The organism is Winogradskyella thalassocola (assembly GCF_900099995.1).
Classification (GTDB): Bacteria; Bacteroidota; Bacteroidia; order Flavobacteriales; family Flavobacteriaceae; genus Winogradskyella; species Winogradskyella thalassocola.
In genome coordinates, this window is the sequence record NZ_FNCZ01000003.1 from 413202 (window position 1) to 430664 (window position 17463).

Consider the following 17463-nt stretch of genomic DNA (forward strand, 5'->3'; position numbering starts at 1 on the left):
CAGAAAGCTAAAGAAGAAGCTGATGCTCAAGCTACATTATTAGCAGAACAGGAAGCTAAAGAAGAAGCTGATGCCAAAGAAAATGCGATTTCAAATCCAACGGATGCTCTTGCTGTGTCAATGCAAACGATATCCAAATCAACGGAAGCGTCTAAAACAGTTCAAAATGAATTATTAAAACAATTCGATGATATTGTTGCTATTAAAGATCAAGATCTTAGGGATATGAAAGAAGAAAATGATTTAAGCGATCAAGGGATTACTGTGCAGCCAAAACCATTTAAAAGTGTAACTGCAGAAAACAACGCACTAAGAGCAATTAAGGCAGATTTAGACAATGTTATAAAAGCACGTAGTGAAAAGATTGATGAATTAAATAAACTTTATGAAGAACGTGTAGCTATTGGTTCTTTAGCATTAGATGAAGTTACGTTATTCTACAAAAAAGAAATTAAAAGATTGCAGTCGGAACAATTGAAAGCAAACGAAGCAAAATCTCAATTAGATATAAAATTAGAAGCAATTCAAGTTGCTACAGAGTTTGAGAAAAGAAGACGAATTAAGCGTGCTGCTTTTACTAGTGAAGATGATAGATATAGCCAAGATAGAGCGAAGTTAAAAAACTTAAGAGAGACAACTAAATTAGCTGAAACACCTTTCAAATCTGAAGATTTTGATTTTGGAGAAGCACAAGGTAATAGTATCAAAATATTAAAGAATATCAACCATATTGAAAGTGGTTTCTATCTTATAATTGCCGTTCACGGAGATGTGAAAAGTAGAGATGAATTTATAACTAAAGTAATTGCTTCTGGAAGAACTAATGTCGATTTCTTCCATGATGTAAATACTAGTAAATATTACATTTATTATGATAAAGTTGATAATATCTCAAGTGCCAATAAAGCTTTAGAAGCTAAAGGAAATAGACCGTATAATGGAAAAATGTCAATCGTAAAAATAGAAAATCAATAATAGTTAAGCCACCTTTCACTTTCTTCTTTGCCCCAAGAAACAAAGTGATAAAATAAAATAAATTATCATGAAAAAACCTACTTTTTCTAGAATAGCCATAATTGCCCTAACCCTTATTTTGGGACAACTAACATTTGCTCAAAACTATGAGCCTTTTGTGCCTCGATTTAATGAGGATCTTAAAGGAGATATAGTCCTTATTGGAAACAATATTCTTGGGCCAGATAATAATGCTTTTAACAACAATTCGGTATATAATCATCAGGTGGACATGACCTATATTGATATCGATGGAGATGGTTCTACGTTCAGTTCTTCTAGTGCTGATTTAACGATTCCAAATCCTAATTGTTATAGAATTATATATGCAGGTTTATATTGGGGAGCCGTTAACCCAGGAGATGCTCCAATAACTGATGTAAAATTTAAAGGACCTGTAGGTGGGTATAATGATATACAAGGTACCGTTATTTATGATGCTGGTGGTACTACGGTAGATGGTGGCGATAGTTTTTCTTATGCTTGTTTTGCAGATGTTACTTCTATAGTAACTAGTTTTGGTTCTGGTGTTGATTTAGGAACATATACAGTTGGTAATGTTTCTTCGGACGAAGGTAGAACAGCATCCTGGAGTCCATATAACGGAACTGGTCAATCAGCTGGTTGGTCATTGTTTGTGGTTTATGAAGATCCTACATTACCTGGTAAATCTATTACTAGTTTTGATGGTTTTAGTGCTATTAGTGTAGCTGGTGGTAATCCGGCACTAGACATTCCTGTAGATGGATTTAGAACTGTTCCTGCTCCTGCTCCGGTAAGAGCTAACTTTGCTTTTGCAACATTAGAAGGTGATAGTCCTATTTTAGGTGATCGATTACGATTAAATGGAGTTAGTTTATCTACAGCAGATCGTCCGGTTGCAAACTTTTTTAATAGTTCGGTTACACAATTAAATGCAACACCTGTTAATGATAGAGTACCAAACAGTACAAATACCTTAGGGTTTGATACTGGTGTGATTGCCATACCAAACCCAGGAAACACAGTTATTGCTAATGATGCAACGGCTGGTACCATTCGATTAGAAACAAGTGGTGATACCTATTTCCCTTATTTCTTTGCTTTTGCTGTAGAAATTATAGAACCTAATATTGTACTTACTAAAATTGTAGAAGATGATTTAGGAACTAATATAGGTGACCAATATGTAGGTCTCGGTACTTCACTAAATTATGTTATTGGTTTTCAAAATACAGGAAATGATAATGCGACAAATTTTCAGATTAGAGATATTCTTCCTGTAAATGTGATCTTTAATTACCCAGATGATTTGGTATTACCTCCTGGTGTTTCTGTTGTAAGTTACAATGCAGCAACAAGAGAAATTATTTTTGCAATTGACAATTCTTTAGTTGAAGAAAATGATCCAGTTTACGAAATCCGTATTGAAGTGCAAGTTGTGGAATCTTGTAATTTACTTATTGATGCCTGTACTAATATTATAAGTAATCAAGCATATGCAAGTTATAATGGATTTTTTAATCCTAATTTTAATATTACAGATGATCCAAGTTTAAGTAGTAATACAGGGTGTTTATTATCACCTCGAGCAACCAACTTTTTGGCAGATCTAAACTGTACATTCTCTCAAGATATTGTGTTATGTGGCGAAAGTGTAGATCTAACGGCTGCCAATGGTTATGATTCTTATGCTTGGTCTACAAGTCCTACAGGAACACCTGTTATTGGAACCACACAAACTATTACAGCTTCTGTAACAGGTTCTTATTATTCTTTTAATACGGCTGTTGCGCCATGTCAATCTATTATTCAAGAGTTTCATATTGAAATTTTTGGTGAGAATACTACAAATCCGGTAATACCTTATGCAGATGAAGTAGTGACATGTCCTAATAATGGAAAATTATTACCAAATATCTTTTTATGTGGTGCTGAAGATTCAAGGTTAATTGAAACTAATATCGCAAATTCTACTTCTGTTATATGGGAAAAATTAAATGAAGCAAGCTGTTCTGCTGTTTCTGATTCGGATTGTGCAAATGAAGATGCTTCTTGTACTTGGGACGAGGTTGGAACAGGTCCAAACTTTTTAGCTGATACCTCAGGTCAATACAGATTAACAATTAATTATCCTGGAGGCTGTTTTGTTCAGTTTTATTTCAATATTTATGAAAACGTTTTAAATGCTACCGTAAATGCTACGGATATAATCTGTACTACAGATGGAAGTATTACGGTAAACGGTGTGCCTTCTGGATATGAATATAGCTTAGACGGTATTACATTTCAAGATAGTAATGTATTTACTGTAACTACTTCAGGTATTTATACCGCTTATATCAGACAGGTTGGAGTTGCTACAAACCCTTGTGTATTTACGGTTCCTGATGTTCAAATTAGAGATAGAGAATTTACAGGGTCAACGATTGTAACGCAACCCTTTTGTCATGGAGATAAAGGAACGATTTATTTAGCGGCAAATGATGTGGATCCACAATATTCATTTTCACTTACTCAAGGTGGAAATTTAGTAAACAGTGTAGGTCCTAAAGTTGAAAACACACATACATTTCAAAACCTAAACCCAGGAACGTATACAGCAACTATAACTTCAGAAAATGGTTGTACATTTTCTGAAGATATTACCATTACAGAGCCACCACTTCTAACAGTTACAGCAGCTTTAACAAGCCCATTAAACTGTACTGATGGTGAAATTACAATTTATCCTGTGGGTGGAACACCTCCTTATTTTTACTTTGTAAATGGATCTGTAGATTTTCAGTCTGTACCAGAGATCGTTGTGACTTCAGCCGGAGTTTATAATGTTACAGTTACCGATTCTAACAACTGTAGTGCAGATGTCACGATTTCAGTGGATGCTATTTCTGGTCCTGATTTTAATGTGGATGTCACAGATATTGCTTGTGCAGACTCTAGTGACTCTGGGGTTTTAACAATCAATATAACTAACGCAAATGGCAGCAGTATTAAATATAGTATTGATGGAGGTACTACTTTTGGAAACTCAAATGTATTTACAGGATTAGCGGTTGGAAATTATGATGTTGTTTTAGAATATACATCTGGCTCTGATGTTTGTGAAACGAGTCCACAGACTGTAGCAATTAATTCGGCAACTGCTATTACTGGTACTGCAGAATTAACAGCACCTTTTACATGTATATCAGATGGAACTATTACAGTAACGGGAGTTACTGGCGGAAGCGCACCTTATACGTATAGTATTGATGGTGTAACATTTCAGAGTGGTAATAGTTTTAATAATTTATCTGCAGGAACCTATACGGTAATTGTAAAAGATGCAAGTGGTTGTTCTTCTGCAATGAATCAAATTACAGTTGAAGCTTTAAATCCTCCAACGGATTTAACTTTTGATAATTCACCTGTGACTTGTCCTACTAATACGTCAACAATTTCAATAACAGGAACAACAGGTGGTACAGGAATATTAGAATATCAAATTATAGCACCTGCTTCGGCAGCAACAGCTTATCAATCGTCAACAGATTTTTCAGGTTTAGAACCTGGAACTTATACATTTCAAGTTAAAGATGAAAATGATTGTGTATACAGTGAATCTTATACTGTAAGTCCTATCCCTACCCCAACGTTATCTGTTGTTTTAACCGAAGATTTAGATTGTACTGCTTCGCCAGATGCATTAATAACAGGAACTATTTCTGGACCTGCACCTTACACCTATTCAGTATCAATAAATGGTGCTGCTTACACATCTTTAGGTGCAACGGGAACACCTTTTACTTATACAACAGCAAATGCGGGAACGTATCAATTTGAAATTATAGACGCTAACGGTTGTTCTGCACAATCATCAGTTCTAACGGTGAATCCATTATCATTACCAGCTTTAAGTTTAGTTGTTCAAACACAAGCTATTCTTTGTAATGGAGATACTAATGGAGCGATCGATGTTACTATAGATACATCAGTTGGTACTCCGCCATTCACTATTAATGTGAATAATGATACAACAGGAACAAACTACGGAACACAAACCTCTAGCTTACCAGCAGGAACATATACGGTAACTATTACAGATTCTAAAATGTGTACAGCAACTGATACAGTAACTATTGACCAACCAGATGCTATACTCGCAGATTATGATGCTATTGATATCACATGTGGTGCAGGTGGAGTGTCTCAAGGTTCAGTAATTGTAAATTCAGTGACAGGTGGTACACCACCATATAATTATTTTGTAACAGGAACCAATGGTTATTCAAACTCAGAGCTTAATAATATAGGTTCAACATCGGTAAGTTTTGATGTTGTTGATTTTGGATTATATCAAATTAATGTTGTTGATGCTAATGGTTGTTCTATTTTAGTTCAAGATGTATTGGTGGCGTCGCCTCCAACAGATTTAGATATTGATGTTACAGCCACTGTTAATTGTTCTACAGGTGGTGAAGCTGAAGTAAGCATCGGTTCAACGCTTACAAGTGCCGGACCATTCTTCTTTAGTATATATGAAGGTCCTGGTTTTGCATATCCAACAGGAACGTGGCTAGCAGAAGATGCTCCTGGTAGTGAATCTGCAACATTTACAGGATTATTGCCTGGTGTATTATATACATTTATTGTATATGACCAATCTACAAATTGTAGCTACTATGAGCCAGCAACGGTTCCTATCCCAACAAATTCAACATTAACTGCAACAGCTGTTAGTGCTAATAATATTACATGTACAGGTAGTGCTGATGGAAACGTATCATTCACTGTTAATAGCGTTTATGGAAGTGCTGTTTCCGTCAATTATGAAATTTTTGACTCATTGTCTTTAAGCTCAACTGGTATTTCAGGATCAGGATCTGTTCCTGCAAACGGTTCTTTAAACGTTATAGAATTAGGACCCTTACCATTTGGAAACTATTTCGTTTCAATTAGTGAAACGTCAGGATCAAATGCGGGTTGTGGTGTTGTAACTGTACCTTTTAATATTACGGAATCTGCATTTCTTTTAGAGTTAGCAGTTTCTATTGATCAGAATGCAAATTGTAGTCCTAATTCAGGAATTATCAGTGCTATCGGTTCAAACGGAACAGCACCTTATCAATATCAAATAACAACTACACCTACTACTCCATTAGCAACTGATACAGGATGGGATTCATCTAGTACATTTAATATGGACGCTGGTAGTTATTATGTTCATGTTATTGATGCTTATGGTTGTATTGTTACGAGTTCAATTCAGGTTTTAGATGCAGATCCGACTCCAGTAATTTCAGCGACTTTAACTAATCAATGTACTGTTGCAGAAGGTGAATATGAAATCGATGTAACATTAGACACACCGGGTATTTCACCTTATAGTGTGAGTATTAATGGTGGTGCATTTCAAACCCGCTCTTTTCCATTTACACTTTCAAATTTATATTCAGGAACACATACTATAGAAATTCAAGATGTTAATGGTTGTGGGAACACCGTTTCAATAGATGTTGTTGCACCTATCTTAATAACACCAGAAGTAACAACTTTACCGACTTGTAATGATGACGATGGTGAAATTACAGTTACGGGTTCTGGTGGATCTGGATTATATGCTTATAGTATTTTGCCAAATCCGGCTTCAATAAGTCTAACAGGAAATGTATTTTCTGGAGTGCCTTCAGGAACCTATACAATTACGATTACAGATACAGTGACCTTATGTACTGAAGAAGTATCTGTTTCAGTTTCTCAAGCCATACTTCCAACGTTTATGTTAACTCCAAATACCATTACTTGTTTTGGTGATAACTCTGGATCATTTGAGATAAATATTGCAAACTATTCTGGAGCTTATACGTATGAAGTATTTGATAGTTTAGGAACTTCTGTAACAGGAATAGTAAATGCAAATACAGCAACAAATCCTGAACTAGTAACAGGAATGGAAGCTGGAACATTTTCAGTAGTCATTACTGAAACGGATATTCCGTTCTGTTCTGCATCATCAAATGTAATTATTACATCTCCATTAGAAGCAATGATGCTTAGCGTTTCAGAAACGTCAAATGTAACATGTACGGATAGCGAAGGTACAATTACAGCTATCGCAACAGGTGGTTGGGGAGATTATGAATATGAATTAACAGGTGCTGCAACAGTAGCTTATTCTTCTAATGGCTCTTTTACAGGATTGTCTGCAGGAACGTATACGATAAATGTTAGAGATGCAGGAGGTTGTATAGTATCTGAAACTATTATATTAGAGACTCCTAATCCAATAGCGGCGATATTCACTCCAAGTACAACTGTTTTATCTTGTTTCGGAGATCAGGATGCTAGTATAACTATTACTAATGTTACTGGCGGTCAGGGTTCAAATTACACATATACTCTAAATACGGTTTCACCAACTCCAAGTGTTTCTGGTCCGCAAACATCTAATGTGTTTGAAAATTTAGGTCCTGGAACTTATTTTGTGAGAATTACAGATGGCTATGGTTGCCAGTTTTCATCTATAAATATGGTGATAACAGAACCTGCACCAATTGAAGCGAGTTTGGTAAGAACAACGACTCAAACGTGTTTAACAGAATCTACATTAACATTAAGTGCCACCGGTGGAACAGGATTATATTCTTACAGTGAAAATGCTTCATTTACTCCAATTATTGGAACGTTTGCAACATCTACAACATTTAGTGTTTCAGATGGAACGTATTCTTATTATGTAAGAGATGCTAATGGATGTGTTACTAATGTATCGAACGAAATCACAGTAGATCCTTTACTAACTTTAGAAGTTACGTTAGAATCTACTAACCCAACAATTAATTGTGCTGGTGATAATAACGGATCTATTTTAGCAACTGCTATAGGTGGATTAGGAAATTACACTTACACTTTACAAGATAATTTAGGTAATGCAGTAATTGCTACTGAAAATAGTCCTGGCTTTTTTACAGAACTTTATGCAGGAGACTATGTTGTTTTAGTAGAGAGTGGTGATTGTATTGCCACTTCTGCACCAATCAGTATTACAGAACCAGATAATCCACTTGATGCTTCAATAGTAGTGAACAATGTAAGTTGTGCCGGAAACAATAATGGATCGGTTGAAATTACGGCGACTGGAGGCACTGGAATTATTAAATATGCAATTTCACCACAACTTAATCAGTTTTTTGAAACCAATACATTTGAGGATTTAGAACCTGGTGATTACAATATCATAGTACAAGATGAATTGGGTTGTTATTTAACTTTTAATTTTACTATAACAGAACCAACTCCTGTAATATTAAGCATTGTTGCAGATTCATTCTTCCCAGAAGTTTGTTCGGGAGATGTTGATGGCGAATTTAGTATTGCTATTTCGGGAGGAACACTTCCTTACAGTGTGAGTTTAGATGATTATGATGGTGTTTATACTACTGGAAGCGCTTTACAATCCGAATTTGATTTTACAAATTTAGTAGGTGGTGATCATACGGTGTTTGTTAGAGATGCCGAAGGATGTGAATCGGAATGGAATATCACATTCCCAGAATCCGTGAGCATACAGCCAGAAATTTTAATTGAATCGGTTTGTGATAACAACACACAAGGAAATATAGTAACCGTTACAGTAGATGCATCAATTGAAGATTTAACTCAACTTGATTATTCATTAAATGGCGGACCATACCAATCGGATAACAAATTTATAAATGTACCTGTAGGAACAAATCATTTTATAGATGTTAGACATACTAATGGATGTATTCAAAGAACTGAGTTTTTTGATATCGAAATGGCTGATCCTGTAACTTTAGATCTTGCAGAAGGTGATTTAAATGAATACATAGTCAATGCCGCAGGTGGTACAGGTGATTATCAATTTACCATTAACGATGAGGATTATGGCTATGAAAACTCATTTATCATTTATGAGTCCGGATTATATACTATTACGGTAACGGATAGTAGTGGCTGTTTTGCAACCATACAAGTAGAATTGGAGTTTCAAGACATTTGTATTCCTAATTGGTTTACACCAAATAATGATAATAAATTTGATACTTGGGCACCAGGATGTACCGAAAATTATCCAAATCTAACCTTTGATATATTTGATCGCTATGGTCGAAAAATAGCAACCTATCGTGTTGGTGAATCTTGGGATGGTAAATACATGGGTAATGAATTGCCTACTGGTGATTATTGGTTTGTTGTTAAAACGAATGACTCCATTAATGATAAAGAATTTGTTGGACATTTTACACTATATAGATAATTGCTAAGAACTTTAAAAGATAACATCATGAAAAAATTTCCCCTTTATATTCTTTTTTTGGTCTTTGCTCAGAGTTATGGCCAAGAATTAAACTTACCTGTTTGGACACAATATTTGGCCGATAACGATTTTGTAATTTCTCCAACGTATGCAGGAATTGGCGATAATTTAAAAATTAGAGCCAATGGATTAACGCAGTGGGTTGGTATAAAAAATGCACCAGATAATCAATCTGTGTATGCTGATTTTAGAATAGCAGATCGCTCAGGAATTGGAATATCTGCATATAATGATAAGAATGGTAACACACGTCAAAAAGGAGTAAAGTTTTCTTTTGCGCATCATTTGACTTTAGATTATAAGTCTAAGCAGTTTTTATCCTTTGGTTTATCTTATAATATTAATAGTTTTAGAGTAGAAATAGAGAATTTTAATACCACCTATGACATTCCTATTATAGACCCAGCTATTACGGATGATAGAGGAGTGTCTAACAATAACTTTGATGCAGGAATTTTATACCGTTGGAAAGCCTTTTATTTAAGCTTTAATGCTAATAATTTTTTAAAAAAAGATATCGACCAATATTTAGGTGTTGAACCAAGTAAGTTATTGAATTATCAATTCTATACGGGTTTAGTCATAAAACATCCAAACAATAAAGATGTAGAATTTGAGCCATCTGTGTTTGTACAAATGTTTGATAGTGATAGACGTTCTAGTACAGATGTAAATTTTAAATACAGAAAATTTAATAGAAAAGGAGATTATTATTTTGTAGGAGGTTCTTACCGCTTTTTGAATGATCAATTCTTTAAGCCTTTAAATATTGGTCCAATGGCAGGTATTACTTTCAACCAGTTCTTTTTTGCATATTCATATCAATTAACAATTAATGATTTATCTGGTTTTAACTCAGGGACACATATGATAACAATTGGTTTAGACTTTTTACAAGGTGCTAGTAATTGTGCTTGTACAAAGGGAACTAGTCAGAGTTATTATAGGTAGATTTCTGTTATATATAAAACATAGAATTGAAGACATAAAAATTGAGAAATAATAAGTCTCAATGACTAAAACATAGCGCTAATTATATGCGTTATATTTGAATATTTCTTATTGCAAACAAGCATAACATTCTCATAACGTTATATTTAGGTTTTAACGGTTTAATAATCCTTACATCGGAATTTTTAAGTGTTTGATTAAATTATCAGTACGTTTATAGTGCTATTAATTATATACTCAAACAATGAAAAATTATTTCCCCAAGAAATGGATTGGACATATTTCTTTATGTATTAAGTCCAAATCATTTAAAATTAGATCTACAATAATTGTTTTTGCGTCTTTATTATTAACTGGAAGCGCACCTCAAGCTGTTTATGGCTACGATGGAAACGCAGCAAACGGATGGACCATTTTAAATAATTTAAACTTAACTGACGGCAAATTAATCGCACCAGGACAAGGATTCTTTGTAAAGAATAAGCCAGGAGGTGGTTCAATAGAGTTTACACCAGAAATGCGTATAGGTGGATCTAGCGATGATTTTATTTTAGGAAGAGGTACAACATCTTCAGCTCATATTGGATATTTAAAACTTAAGTCAAGTGCTTTAGATTCTGAATATACCACTGATTTTTACTTTAATACTAATGCGACTTCTGGCTTAGATCCAGGTTATGATGCCGCACTCTATAATAGTAATGTGCCAGCGTTCGCCATTTATTCTTATTTGGTAGAAGATAGCACAGGAATTCCGTTTATGATTCAAACCTTAGGTGAAGCAGCATTAAATGATGTCACAATAACATTAGGTGTTCATGCTGTTCTGGGTCAAGAAGTAACTATTAGTATTGAAGAAACGGATATGCCAGATACGGTTAATGTGTATTTAGAGGATACTTCTAACAATACTTCTACCCTATTAAATACTAATGACTATACTTTTACTGCAATAGATGATTTAACTGGTGTTGGCCGTTTTTATATTAGGTTCGAAAATGATGTACTTAACATCAATAATGCTACGTTTGATGCCTTGAAAATTTCAACAAATCAAGTTGAACGTACCATTGAGGTTATAGGACAATTAGAAACACAAACATCATTTGGCCTATATGATATTCATGGTCATTGTATTTTGAAAAATGATCTCGACGTAAGATCTGTAAAGCAATCTGTAGATGTTAGTCACCTAAGTACAGGTATCTACATTGTAGAATTAGAAACTGTTTTTGGGAATAGACGTATACAGAAATTAATAATTAGATAATAGCAAACTATCGTATAGAAAACGCAAAATCCAGTATGGGTTTTGCGTTTTTTTGTTTTATAAAGTGTCAATTTATCATAATAACTAAAAGTTACAGCATAAATAGAAATAGAGTAAAACAATTACTTGTTTACATAAAAATGGATTACGTTAAGGAATATTGTTTTTAAGTTAAATCTATAGAAAAACAATATATACATTGTCCTAAACTTTATAAAACAACAATATGGAAATAATATTTAAATATCACGATGTCGCTACAAGCGATAGATTAGAAGCACATACGAAAGAAAAATTAGAAACACTATTAACACGATACGATTTTGTGATTAGGGCTGATGTGTTTTTTAAAACAGAAAATACAACTAGTGATCAAACAGGAAAAATATGTAGCATAAGATTAAGCGCTCCAGGACCACGATTATTTGCGGAATCTTCGTTTGACAATTTTTATGATGCGGTTTCCAAAACGGTTAATGAATTATCAACTCAATTGGAAAGACGCAAAGATAAAATGAAAACATACTAATAAATGGCAAATACAATGGGAGTAATTAGTAGAGACAAAAACCAAATTAACTGTATTTATGGTAACGAGTCAGATTTTGGAAAACAACTTGAAGGCTATTTAAAGGCCTCAGGAAAAGCCCTTTTAATGATTAACATTAATGAAACAATGCCAACTCCAACCCAATGGCAAGAATTGGCAGTTGATCTTAATACTGAAATTGAAAATTTCCTAGACTTTTCAAAAATTGAGAATATGAATATTAATTCTCAGTTCGATGCTAACGACTACCTCACTATTTTAGAGAATAACCCAAAAGCATTTCTAGGAGCCATTATCATTAATGGTAACAAGACAGAACATATTACAACGGTAACAGAAGTTCTAAATTATTTTGATGCAGATAGCGCTAACATTAAACGTAAAACCCACGAAGAAAATATAGATATTAATAAATCTAACGACAAGGATAACTTTATCTAAAATAGTTATACTTTTATTCCGCGATGGATAGAAGCACAATTTTACGCTATAGAGGATACGTTAAAACACCTTCTCTTTTTAGAACAAATGGTTTACCCGAAATTAATCAAATTGAACTCAGTTCAGAATTTGAGGCGATACGCGAGGATGTTAAATTTAAAAATCAGCGATTGGGTAAACTTGTAGAGGAATTTGTTTTTTACCAACTCAAACAACAACCTAACGTTAAATGGATTGTTGAGAATTTACAAATTCAAAAAGAACGTAAAACCATTGGAGAGTTAGATGCGCTCTATTTTTTGAATGATAAACCTATACACCTCGAGGTGGTTTATAAGTTTTATCTCTATGATACCCTAAAATCGTATGAGGAGCCACTCTCCTATTGGATTGGGCCTAATCGGAAAGATTCACTTTGTTACAAATTAGATAAGCTTAAAAACAAACAGTATCCGCTACTTTTTCAAAATGAAACTAGCAAAGAGCTTAATAAATATAATATTGATACAGCAGATGTTTTACAAAAACTCTGTTTTAAAGCGCAACTGTTTTTACCATATAATGATTCCAAAATTAATTTTGAGATACTGAACGAGAATTGTGTTTCTGGTATTTACATTTCATTTCATACTATGAGCATTTTTAAAACATTGAAATTTTATATGCCTCAGAAATTAGACTGGCTGGTCTTACCACATAATAATGTCCTTTGGCAAGATTATGAAACTACGAAAATCAAAATTCTAGACAATATTGAAGAAAGGCGTTCACCATTAGTTTGGTTAAAATACAGCGAGACCAAATTTGTAAAATGTTTTATAACCTTTTGGTAATAATGAAAGAGCATCATTATTTTAAAATATACAAGCCATATGGCTACTTAAGTCAATTTGTAAATCATCAGAATAAACGCAGATCTAAAAAACTATTAGGCGAATTATTCGATATTTCAAGCGAAACTATGGCTGTGGGTCGCTTAGATGAAAAGTCTGAGGGCTTATTATTGTTAACTACAGATGGTAAGTTTAGTAATTACATTACAAGTTCTGCGATTGAAAAGGAATACCACGTTATGGTTGATGGTATTATTACTCCAGAAATTATTACTGAGCTAAAAAATGGTATCGAAATTTCTGTTGAAGGAAAAGCGTATATAACAAAACCATGTGAGGCAAAAATTATAACAGATACATCTCATATCTTTGAACGTTATGTACGCGATGAGCGTCATGGTGTTACATCATGGCTCTCAATTACTATAACCGAAGGTAAATTTAGACAAGTTCGAAAAATGACAGCTAAGGTAGGTTTGCCAACATTGAGATTAGTAAGAGTTAGAATTGGGAATTATAAATTGGAAGCCATGCAACCTGCTGAGGTTTTACCAATTAATTATTAGATGTTGTTTTTTCATCTTTTTCTTCAACCTCAATTACATCCTTTGGTTTAATTACTATTTTTTGATTATAAAATATAATAATTGCTTTTACACCTTTATACAAATTCCACTGTTTAGAAGATACAAGATTCCCAGAATCATCATGGATTAAAAATTCTCCAGTGTTCGGTGCAACTTCTCCTTCATTTAACGCCTTAATTTCAATTGTGTTTTTTCCATCAACTAAATCTATATTAACTCGTCTATAATTATTGGTTAATAATAAATTGTCATACATCAAATCCCCATTTAGGAAAATACTGACTTTATCACCATCCTCAGCACCAAAATCACGACAAATAATGTTCACGAATTCAGCATCAATCTTAAATTCACCTAAAAACTGATCAGACATAGTTCTAACAATACCACCTTTTACAGCTTCTTTATTCCAACGCTTTTCATAAATTTCACCAGGACTTTTTAAACCATCATTTTCGGTCATAGAAAATGGCTTCTCAGTTTCTCTAATTACAAATTTTTCTTCATTGTTCTTAGAGTTACCACTCGATTTTTCATCTTCTTTTTTGAGAATTGGTGCGACCTTAACTTTGACTAAAGCGGAATCTTTTTTCGTTTTAGATTCTACCGCAGGAATACGAATAGATTTCGTCTCTTTGTCCTTAATAACCTGGGCAAAAACCGTTGTGCTGCAAAATATGCAGAATATAAATGCTATGATATAACTCGTTTTCACTTTTATAGTATTGGTTCTAAGTAGTTGTTGTATAAGTTACAAAAACCGTACCTATTTCAAATTAAAGGTATAAAAATAGAAATCATTACAAAAAAAAGTTAAAACTTCCCATTGAAGCTAATTCTTAACTTTCTGTTATACTCTTCAAACAGCCAGTCTTTGTAGTTTTGCGTACTATTCATTATGCAATAACAGTACTGTTTTATTCTAAAGGCAATCTCATCTTGAAGTTCTTTGATTAATTCTCTAGCCTCATAAACGTCTTCACTATTATCAATGCAAATTTGCGAATGTTGTGCGATAGAACGTTCAATTACAGTAAATGATTTTTTGCCTTCGCTAATGACGTTTTTATATTCTGCCTTCACATCAAAATTTAATGTATAAGACTTTTTAAATTTCACCTTTAACCAATCTGGCATCGTATATACAAAATCGCGCTCTAGTAAATCGTCACCTACAATATTCTCTAAATAATAATCTGGATGTTTAAAAATATGTTGCCAATCTACTGGTTGATCCCATGGGCCAAAACGCGCTTCATTATTTCCTAAATCTATAACTTGAAACGTGTTTCGATCTTTGTAAATTCGACTACCACGACCAATCATTTGAAAATACAATGTTAATGATCTAGTGGCTCTATTCAGAATTATAGATTCTACAGACGGTTCATCAAAACCAGTAGTTAATATACTTACAGATGATAAAACGGCATCTGGTGTCTTTTTAAACCATTTTAAAATTTCTTTACGATCTTGTTTATTCGCGGTATTATCTAAATGCCTTACGTTGTACCCTGCTTTTTTAAAGGTATGGTAAACTTCTTTAGATGTATAAATTCCATTATTAAAAATTAAGGTTTTTTTACCTTTTGCCATTTCCTCATAAGCCATTAAAAGCTTGGATTGCATTAAGCTATTGGTATATAGTGCTTCTGAAGATTTAACCGTGTAATCACCGTTAATACCAATCTTTAAAGAGGTTAATCCAACATCATAATTAGAAACTTCTGCTTTTGCTAGAAACCCATTTTTTATTAAGGTTGATATATCATCACCAACAATTAACTTGTTGTAATTGTCTTTCATTGGTAGTTTAATATTACTACTCAATGGTGTTGCTGTGACTCCTAGAATAAAACAATTTTCGAAAAACTTAAATAGTTTTCTAAATGAATTGTAATGGGCTTCATCAATAATAACAAGACCAATATTTTTTAATTCAAAATCATTATCAGACAAGCGGTTATTTAAGGTTTCAACCATTGCCACAAAACATTGAAAATCGTCTTGATCCGGAAGCGTTTTTACCTTACTATTAATGACTTTATTCTTAACGTTAAAGCCAGATAACACATTAGAGGTTTGTTTACAAAGTTCTATTCGGTGAGTAAGAATTACTACTTTTTTCTGATGTTGTTCAGCGTAGCGTCTCACAATTTCAGAAAAAATAACGGTTTTACCACCTCCTGTTGGTAGCTGATATAAGAGGTTAAAATCATCAGCCTCCTTTTCCATCACATCAAAAATGCGATTAAGGTCTTTGATTTGATAATCATAGAGACTTTTCTCAGTTGCATTTTGTTGAATGGTTTCGGTTTCTGACGACATAAATAAAATTTAGCTCTTGATTAATTTCGCAAAAGTAGGACATTGTAAAGGTTTATGGAATGAATTGTTAACAATATTTAACAAGATTGGTACTGTTGTTGTATTTAAGATATTATTAACATTTAAATATATATTATTATGAAATCATTTAGAAGACATTCTGTATCGGTCAATGCAGGATCCATGGCAGACATTGCCTTTTTGTTACTCATTTTCTTTTTAGTGACAACGACTATTTCTGCAGACAAAGGAATTTTAAGAAAACTCCCCCCTATTTGCGATACCGCTGATTGTACAGCAGATATTCCTGATCGCAATTTATTGCAAATTGCAATGAACGATAAGCAACATATTATGATTGAAGAAAACATTGTAAATTTAGATGAGGTTAAAGACATTGTGGAAGCCTTTATTGATAATAACGGTAGTAATAATTGTGATTTTTGCGAGGGAACACAATCTATAGAATCGTCTGATCACCCAAAAAATGCTGTGATTTCGTTAAGTCATGATGCTTTAACGAAATATAATCTCTTTATTTCTGTACAAGACGAAATTACAAAAGCCTATTATGATTTAAGAACGCGTTATGCAAAACAGATGTATAACAAAACACCAGATCAATTAACGAAAGTTGAATTAATAGCGGTACAGAAAGCCTATCCATTTATAGTTTCGGAAATTATGGTAAAACGTTCTAATTAGTTATAGAGTTGTTCGGTTGAATACAATATTCAATTTTTAGTTTCTTTTTGCCCCATTTTTTAGCTTTTTTTACATCAGTACCCATATAAATATCGATACGCTTTCTATAGCGACGATTCATCTTGTCTTTCACAATATATAAACTGTCAAAACCTTGAAGTTTTACTTTTGTATTATGAACTAGACCAGAATCTATTAAATCGCGAGATACCGCAATGTATCGTAAGCCTGGTTTTAAACTATCACCAAAGGCTGTGATATTTGGATTAGAATTAGTCTGAGAGGCTAAGGAGTTATAAGCTGTGGCTGTTACTTTAAAAGTATTTTTCATACAATTGTTTTCTGTATTAGTATTGCAATTATACAAGCTAAGACAGCACAGCGCTATAATATAGTGACTTATTTTCATACTTATAAAGGTACACTGAATTTCGTTAAAATTTGTTAAAATTGTATTATGTTATGCATAGTACTGTAACAAA

11 protein-coding genes and 1 pseudogene are annotated in these 17463 nt (G+C 33.3%); 9 read left to right on the forward strand and 3 right to left on the reverse strand.

The annotated features are described in order from the left end of the window. From BLT80_RS11000 to BLT80_RS11035, 8 genes and pseudogenes are all read left to right on the forward strand, one after another. Nucleotides 1–975 (forward strand): annotated as a pseudogene (locus tag BLT80_RS11000) (PorP/SprF family type IX secretion system membrane protein); the annotation flags it as partial. 67 nt (nucleotides 976–1042) lie between these two features. After that, entirely contained in the window at nucleotides 1043–9256 is an 8214-nt protein-coding gene (locus tag BLT80_RS11005) for a T9SS type B sorting domain-containing protein (RefSeq protein ID WP_092467875.1), read from the forward strand. Between the two features lie 27 nt (nucleotides 9257–9283). Next, nucleotides 9284–10267 (forward strand): PorP/SprF family type IX secretion system membrane protein, encoded by a 984-nt coding sequence (locus tag BLT80_RS11010; RefSeq protein WP_092467995.1) that lies wholly within the window; start codon nucleotides 9284–9286, stop codon nucleotides 10265–10267. Nucleotides 10268–10511: 244 nt separating this feature from the next. Further along, nucleotides 10512–11537: a T9SS type A sorting domain-containing protein gene (locus tag BLT80_RS11015; protein WP_092467877.1), complete on the forward strand. Its 1026-nt coding sequence runs from the start codon at nucleotides 10512–10514 to the stop codon at nucleotides 11535–11537. A 226-nt stretch (nucleotides 11538–11763) separates the two neighbouring features. Further along, nucleotides 11764–12066 carry a ribosome hibernation-promoting factor, HPF/YfiA family gene (gene hpf / locus BLT80_RS11020; protein ID WP_092467880.1) on the forward strand — a complete coding sequence of 101 codons (303 nt, stop codon included), beginning with the start codon at nucleotides 11764–11766 and terminating at the stop codon, nucleotides 12064–12066. A 3-nt stretch (nucleotides 12067–12069) separates the two neighbouring features. After that, on the forward strand, nucleotides 12070–12528 hold the full coding sequence (locus BLT80_RS11025; protein WP_092467882.1) for a hypothetical protein: 459 nt from the start codon (nucleotides 12070–12072) through the stop codon (nucleotides 12526–12528). A 23-nt stretch (nucleotides 12529–12551) separates the two neighbouring features. Then, nucleotides 12552–13361, forward strand: coding sequence for a DUF1853 family protein (locus BLT80_RS11030; RefSeq protein WP_092467884.1), 810 nt, complete (start codon nucleotides 12552–12554; stop codon nucleotides 13359–13361). A gap of 2 nt (nucleotides 13362–13363) precedes the next feature. Next, on the forward strand, nucleotides 13364–13927 hold the full coding sequence (locus tag BLT80_RS11035) for a pseudouridine synthase (protein WP_092467997.1): 564 nt from the start codon (nucleotides 13364–13366) through the stop codon (nucleotides 13925–13927). On the opposite strand, the gene BLT80_RS11040 is transcribed toward BLT80_RS11035, so the two are convergent. Both BLT80_RS11040 and BLT80_RS11045 read right to left on the reverse strand, forming a co-directional pair. Then, nucleotides 13917–14663, reverse strand: coding sequence for a hypothetical protein (locus tag BLT80_RS11040; protein ID WP_092467886.1), 747 nt, complete (start codon nucleotides 14661–14663; stop codon nucleotides 13917–13919). The genes BLT80_RS11035 and BLT80_RS11040 overlap by 11 nt on opposite strands. A 98-nt stretch (nucleotides 14664–14761) precedes the next feature. Beyond that, entirely contained in the window at nucleotides 14762–16276 is a 1515-nt protein-coding gene (locus BLT80_RS11045; protein WP_092467888.1) for a DEAD/DEAH box helicase, read from the reverse strand. Between the two features lie 138 nt (nucleotides 16277–16414). Here BLT80_RS11045 and BLT80_RS11050 point away from each other — a divergent pair, with 138 nt between their 5' ends. Beyond that, a complete protein-coding gene (locus BLT80_RS11050; protein WP_092467890.1) occupies nucleotides 16415–16981 on the forward strand; it encodes an ExbD/TolR family protein in 567 nt (188 codons plus the stop codon). Here the strand turns inward: BLT80_RS11050 and BLT80_RS11055 are convergent. Further along, nucleotides 16974–17312 carry a 3D domain-containing protein gene (locus BLT80_RS11055; RefSeq protein WP_245710228.1) on the reverse strand — a complete coding sequence of 113 codons (339 nt, stop codon included), beginning with the start codon at nucleotides 17310–17312 and terminating at the stop codon, nucleotides 16974–16976. The genes BLT80_RS11050 and BLT80_RS11055 overlap by 8 nt on opposite strands. Between the last annotated feature and the right edge of the window lie 151 nt (nucleotides 17313–17463).

Bases quoted from the DNA above. Each gene is read 5' to 3' on its own strand.
- BLT80_RS11025 (WP_092467882.1), top strand. From the start codon at position 12,070: ATGGCAAATACAATGGGAGTAATTAGTAGAGACAAAAACCAAATTAAC.
- BLT80_RS11015 (WP_092467877.1), top strand. From the start codon at position 10,512: ATGAAAAATTATTTCCCCAAGAAATGGATTGGACATATTTCTTTATGT.
- BLT80_RS11045 (WP_092467888.1), bottom strand. From the start codon at position 16,276: ATGTCGTCAGAAACCGAAACCATTCAACAAAATGCAACTGAGAAAAGT.
- BLT80_RS11005 (WP_092467875.1), top strand. From the start codon at position 1,043: ATGAAAAAACCTACTTTTTCTAGAATAGCCATAATTGCCCTAACCCTT.
- BLT80_RS11055 (WP_245710228.1), bottom strand. From the start codon at position 17,312: ATGAAAAATACTTTTAAAGTAACAGCCACAGCTTATAACTCCTTAGCC.
- BLT80_RS11030 (WP_092467884.1), top strand. From the start codon at position 12,552: ATGGATAGAAGCACAATTTTACGCTATAGAGGATACGTTAAAACACCT.
- BLT80_RS11050 (WP_092467890.1), top strand. From the start codon at position 16,415: ATGAAATCATTTAGAAGACATTCTGTATCGGTCAATGCAGGATCCATG.
- BLT80_RS11010 (WP_092467995.1), top strand. From the start codon at position 9,284: ATGAAAAAATTTCCCCTTTATATTCTTTTTTTGGTCTTTGCTCAGAGT.
- hpf (WP_092467880.1), top strand. From the start codon at position 11,764: ATGGAAATAATATTTAAATATCACGATGTCGCTACAAGCGATAGATTA.
- BLT80_RS11035 (WP_092467997.1), top strand. From the start codon at position 13,364: ATGAAAGAGCATCATTATTTTAAAATATACAAGCCATATGGCTACTTA.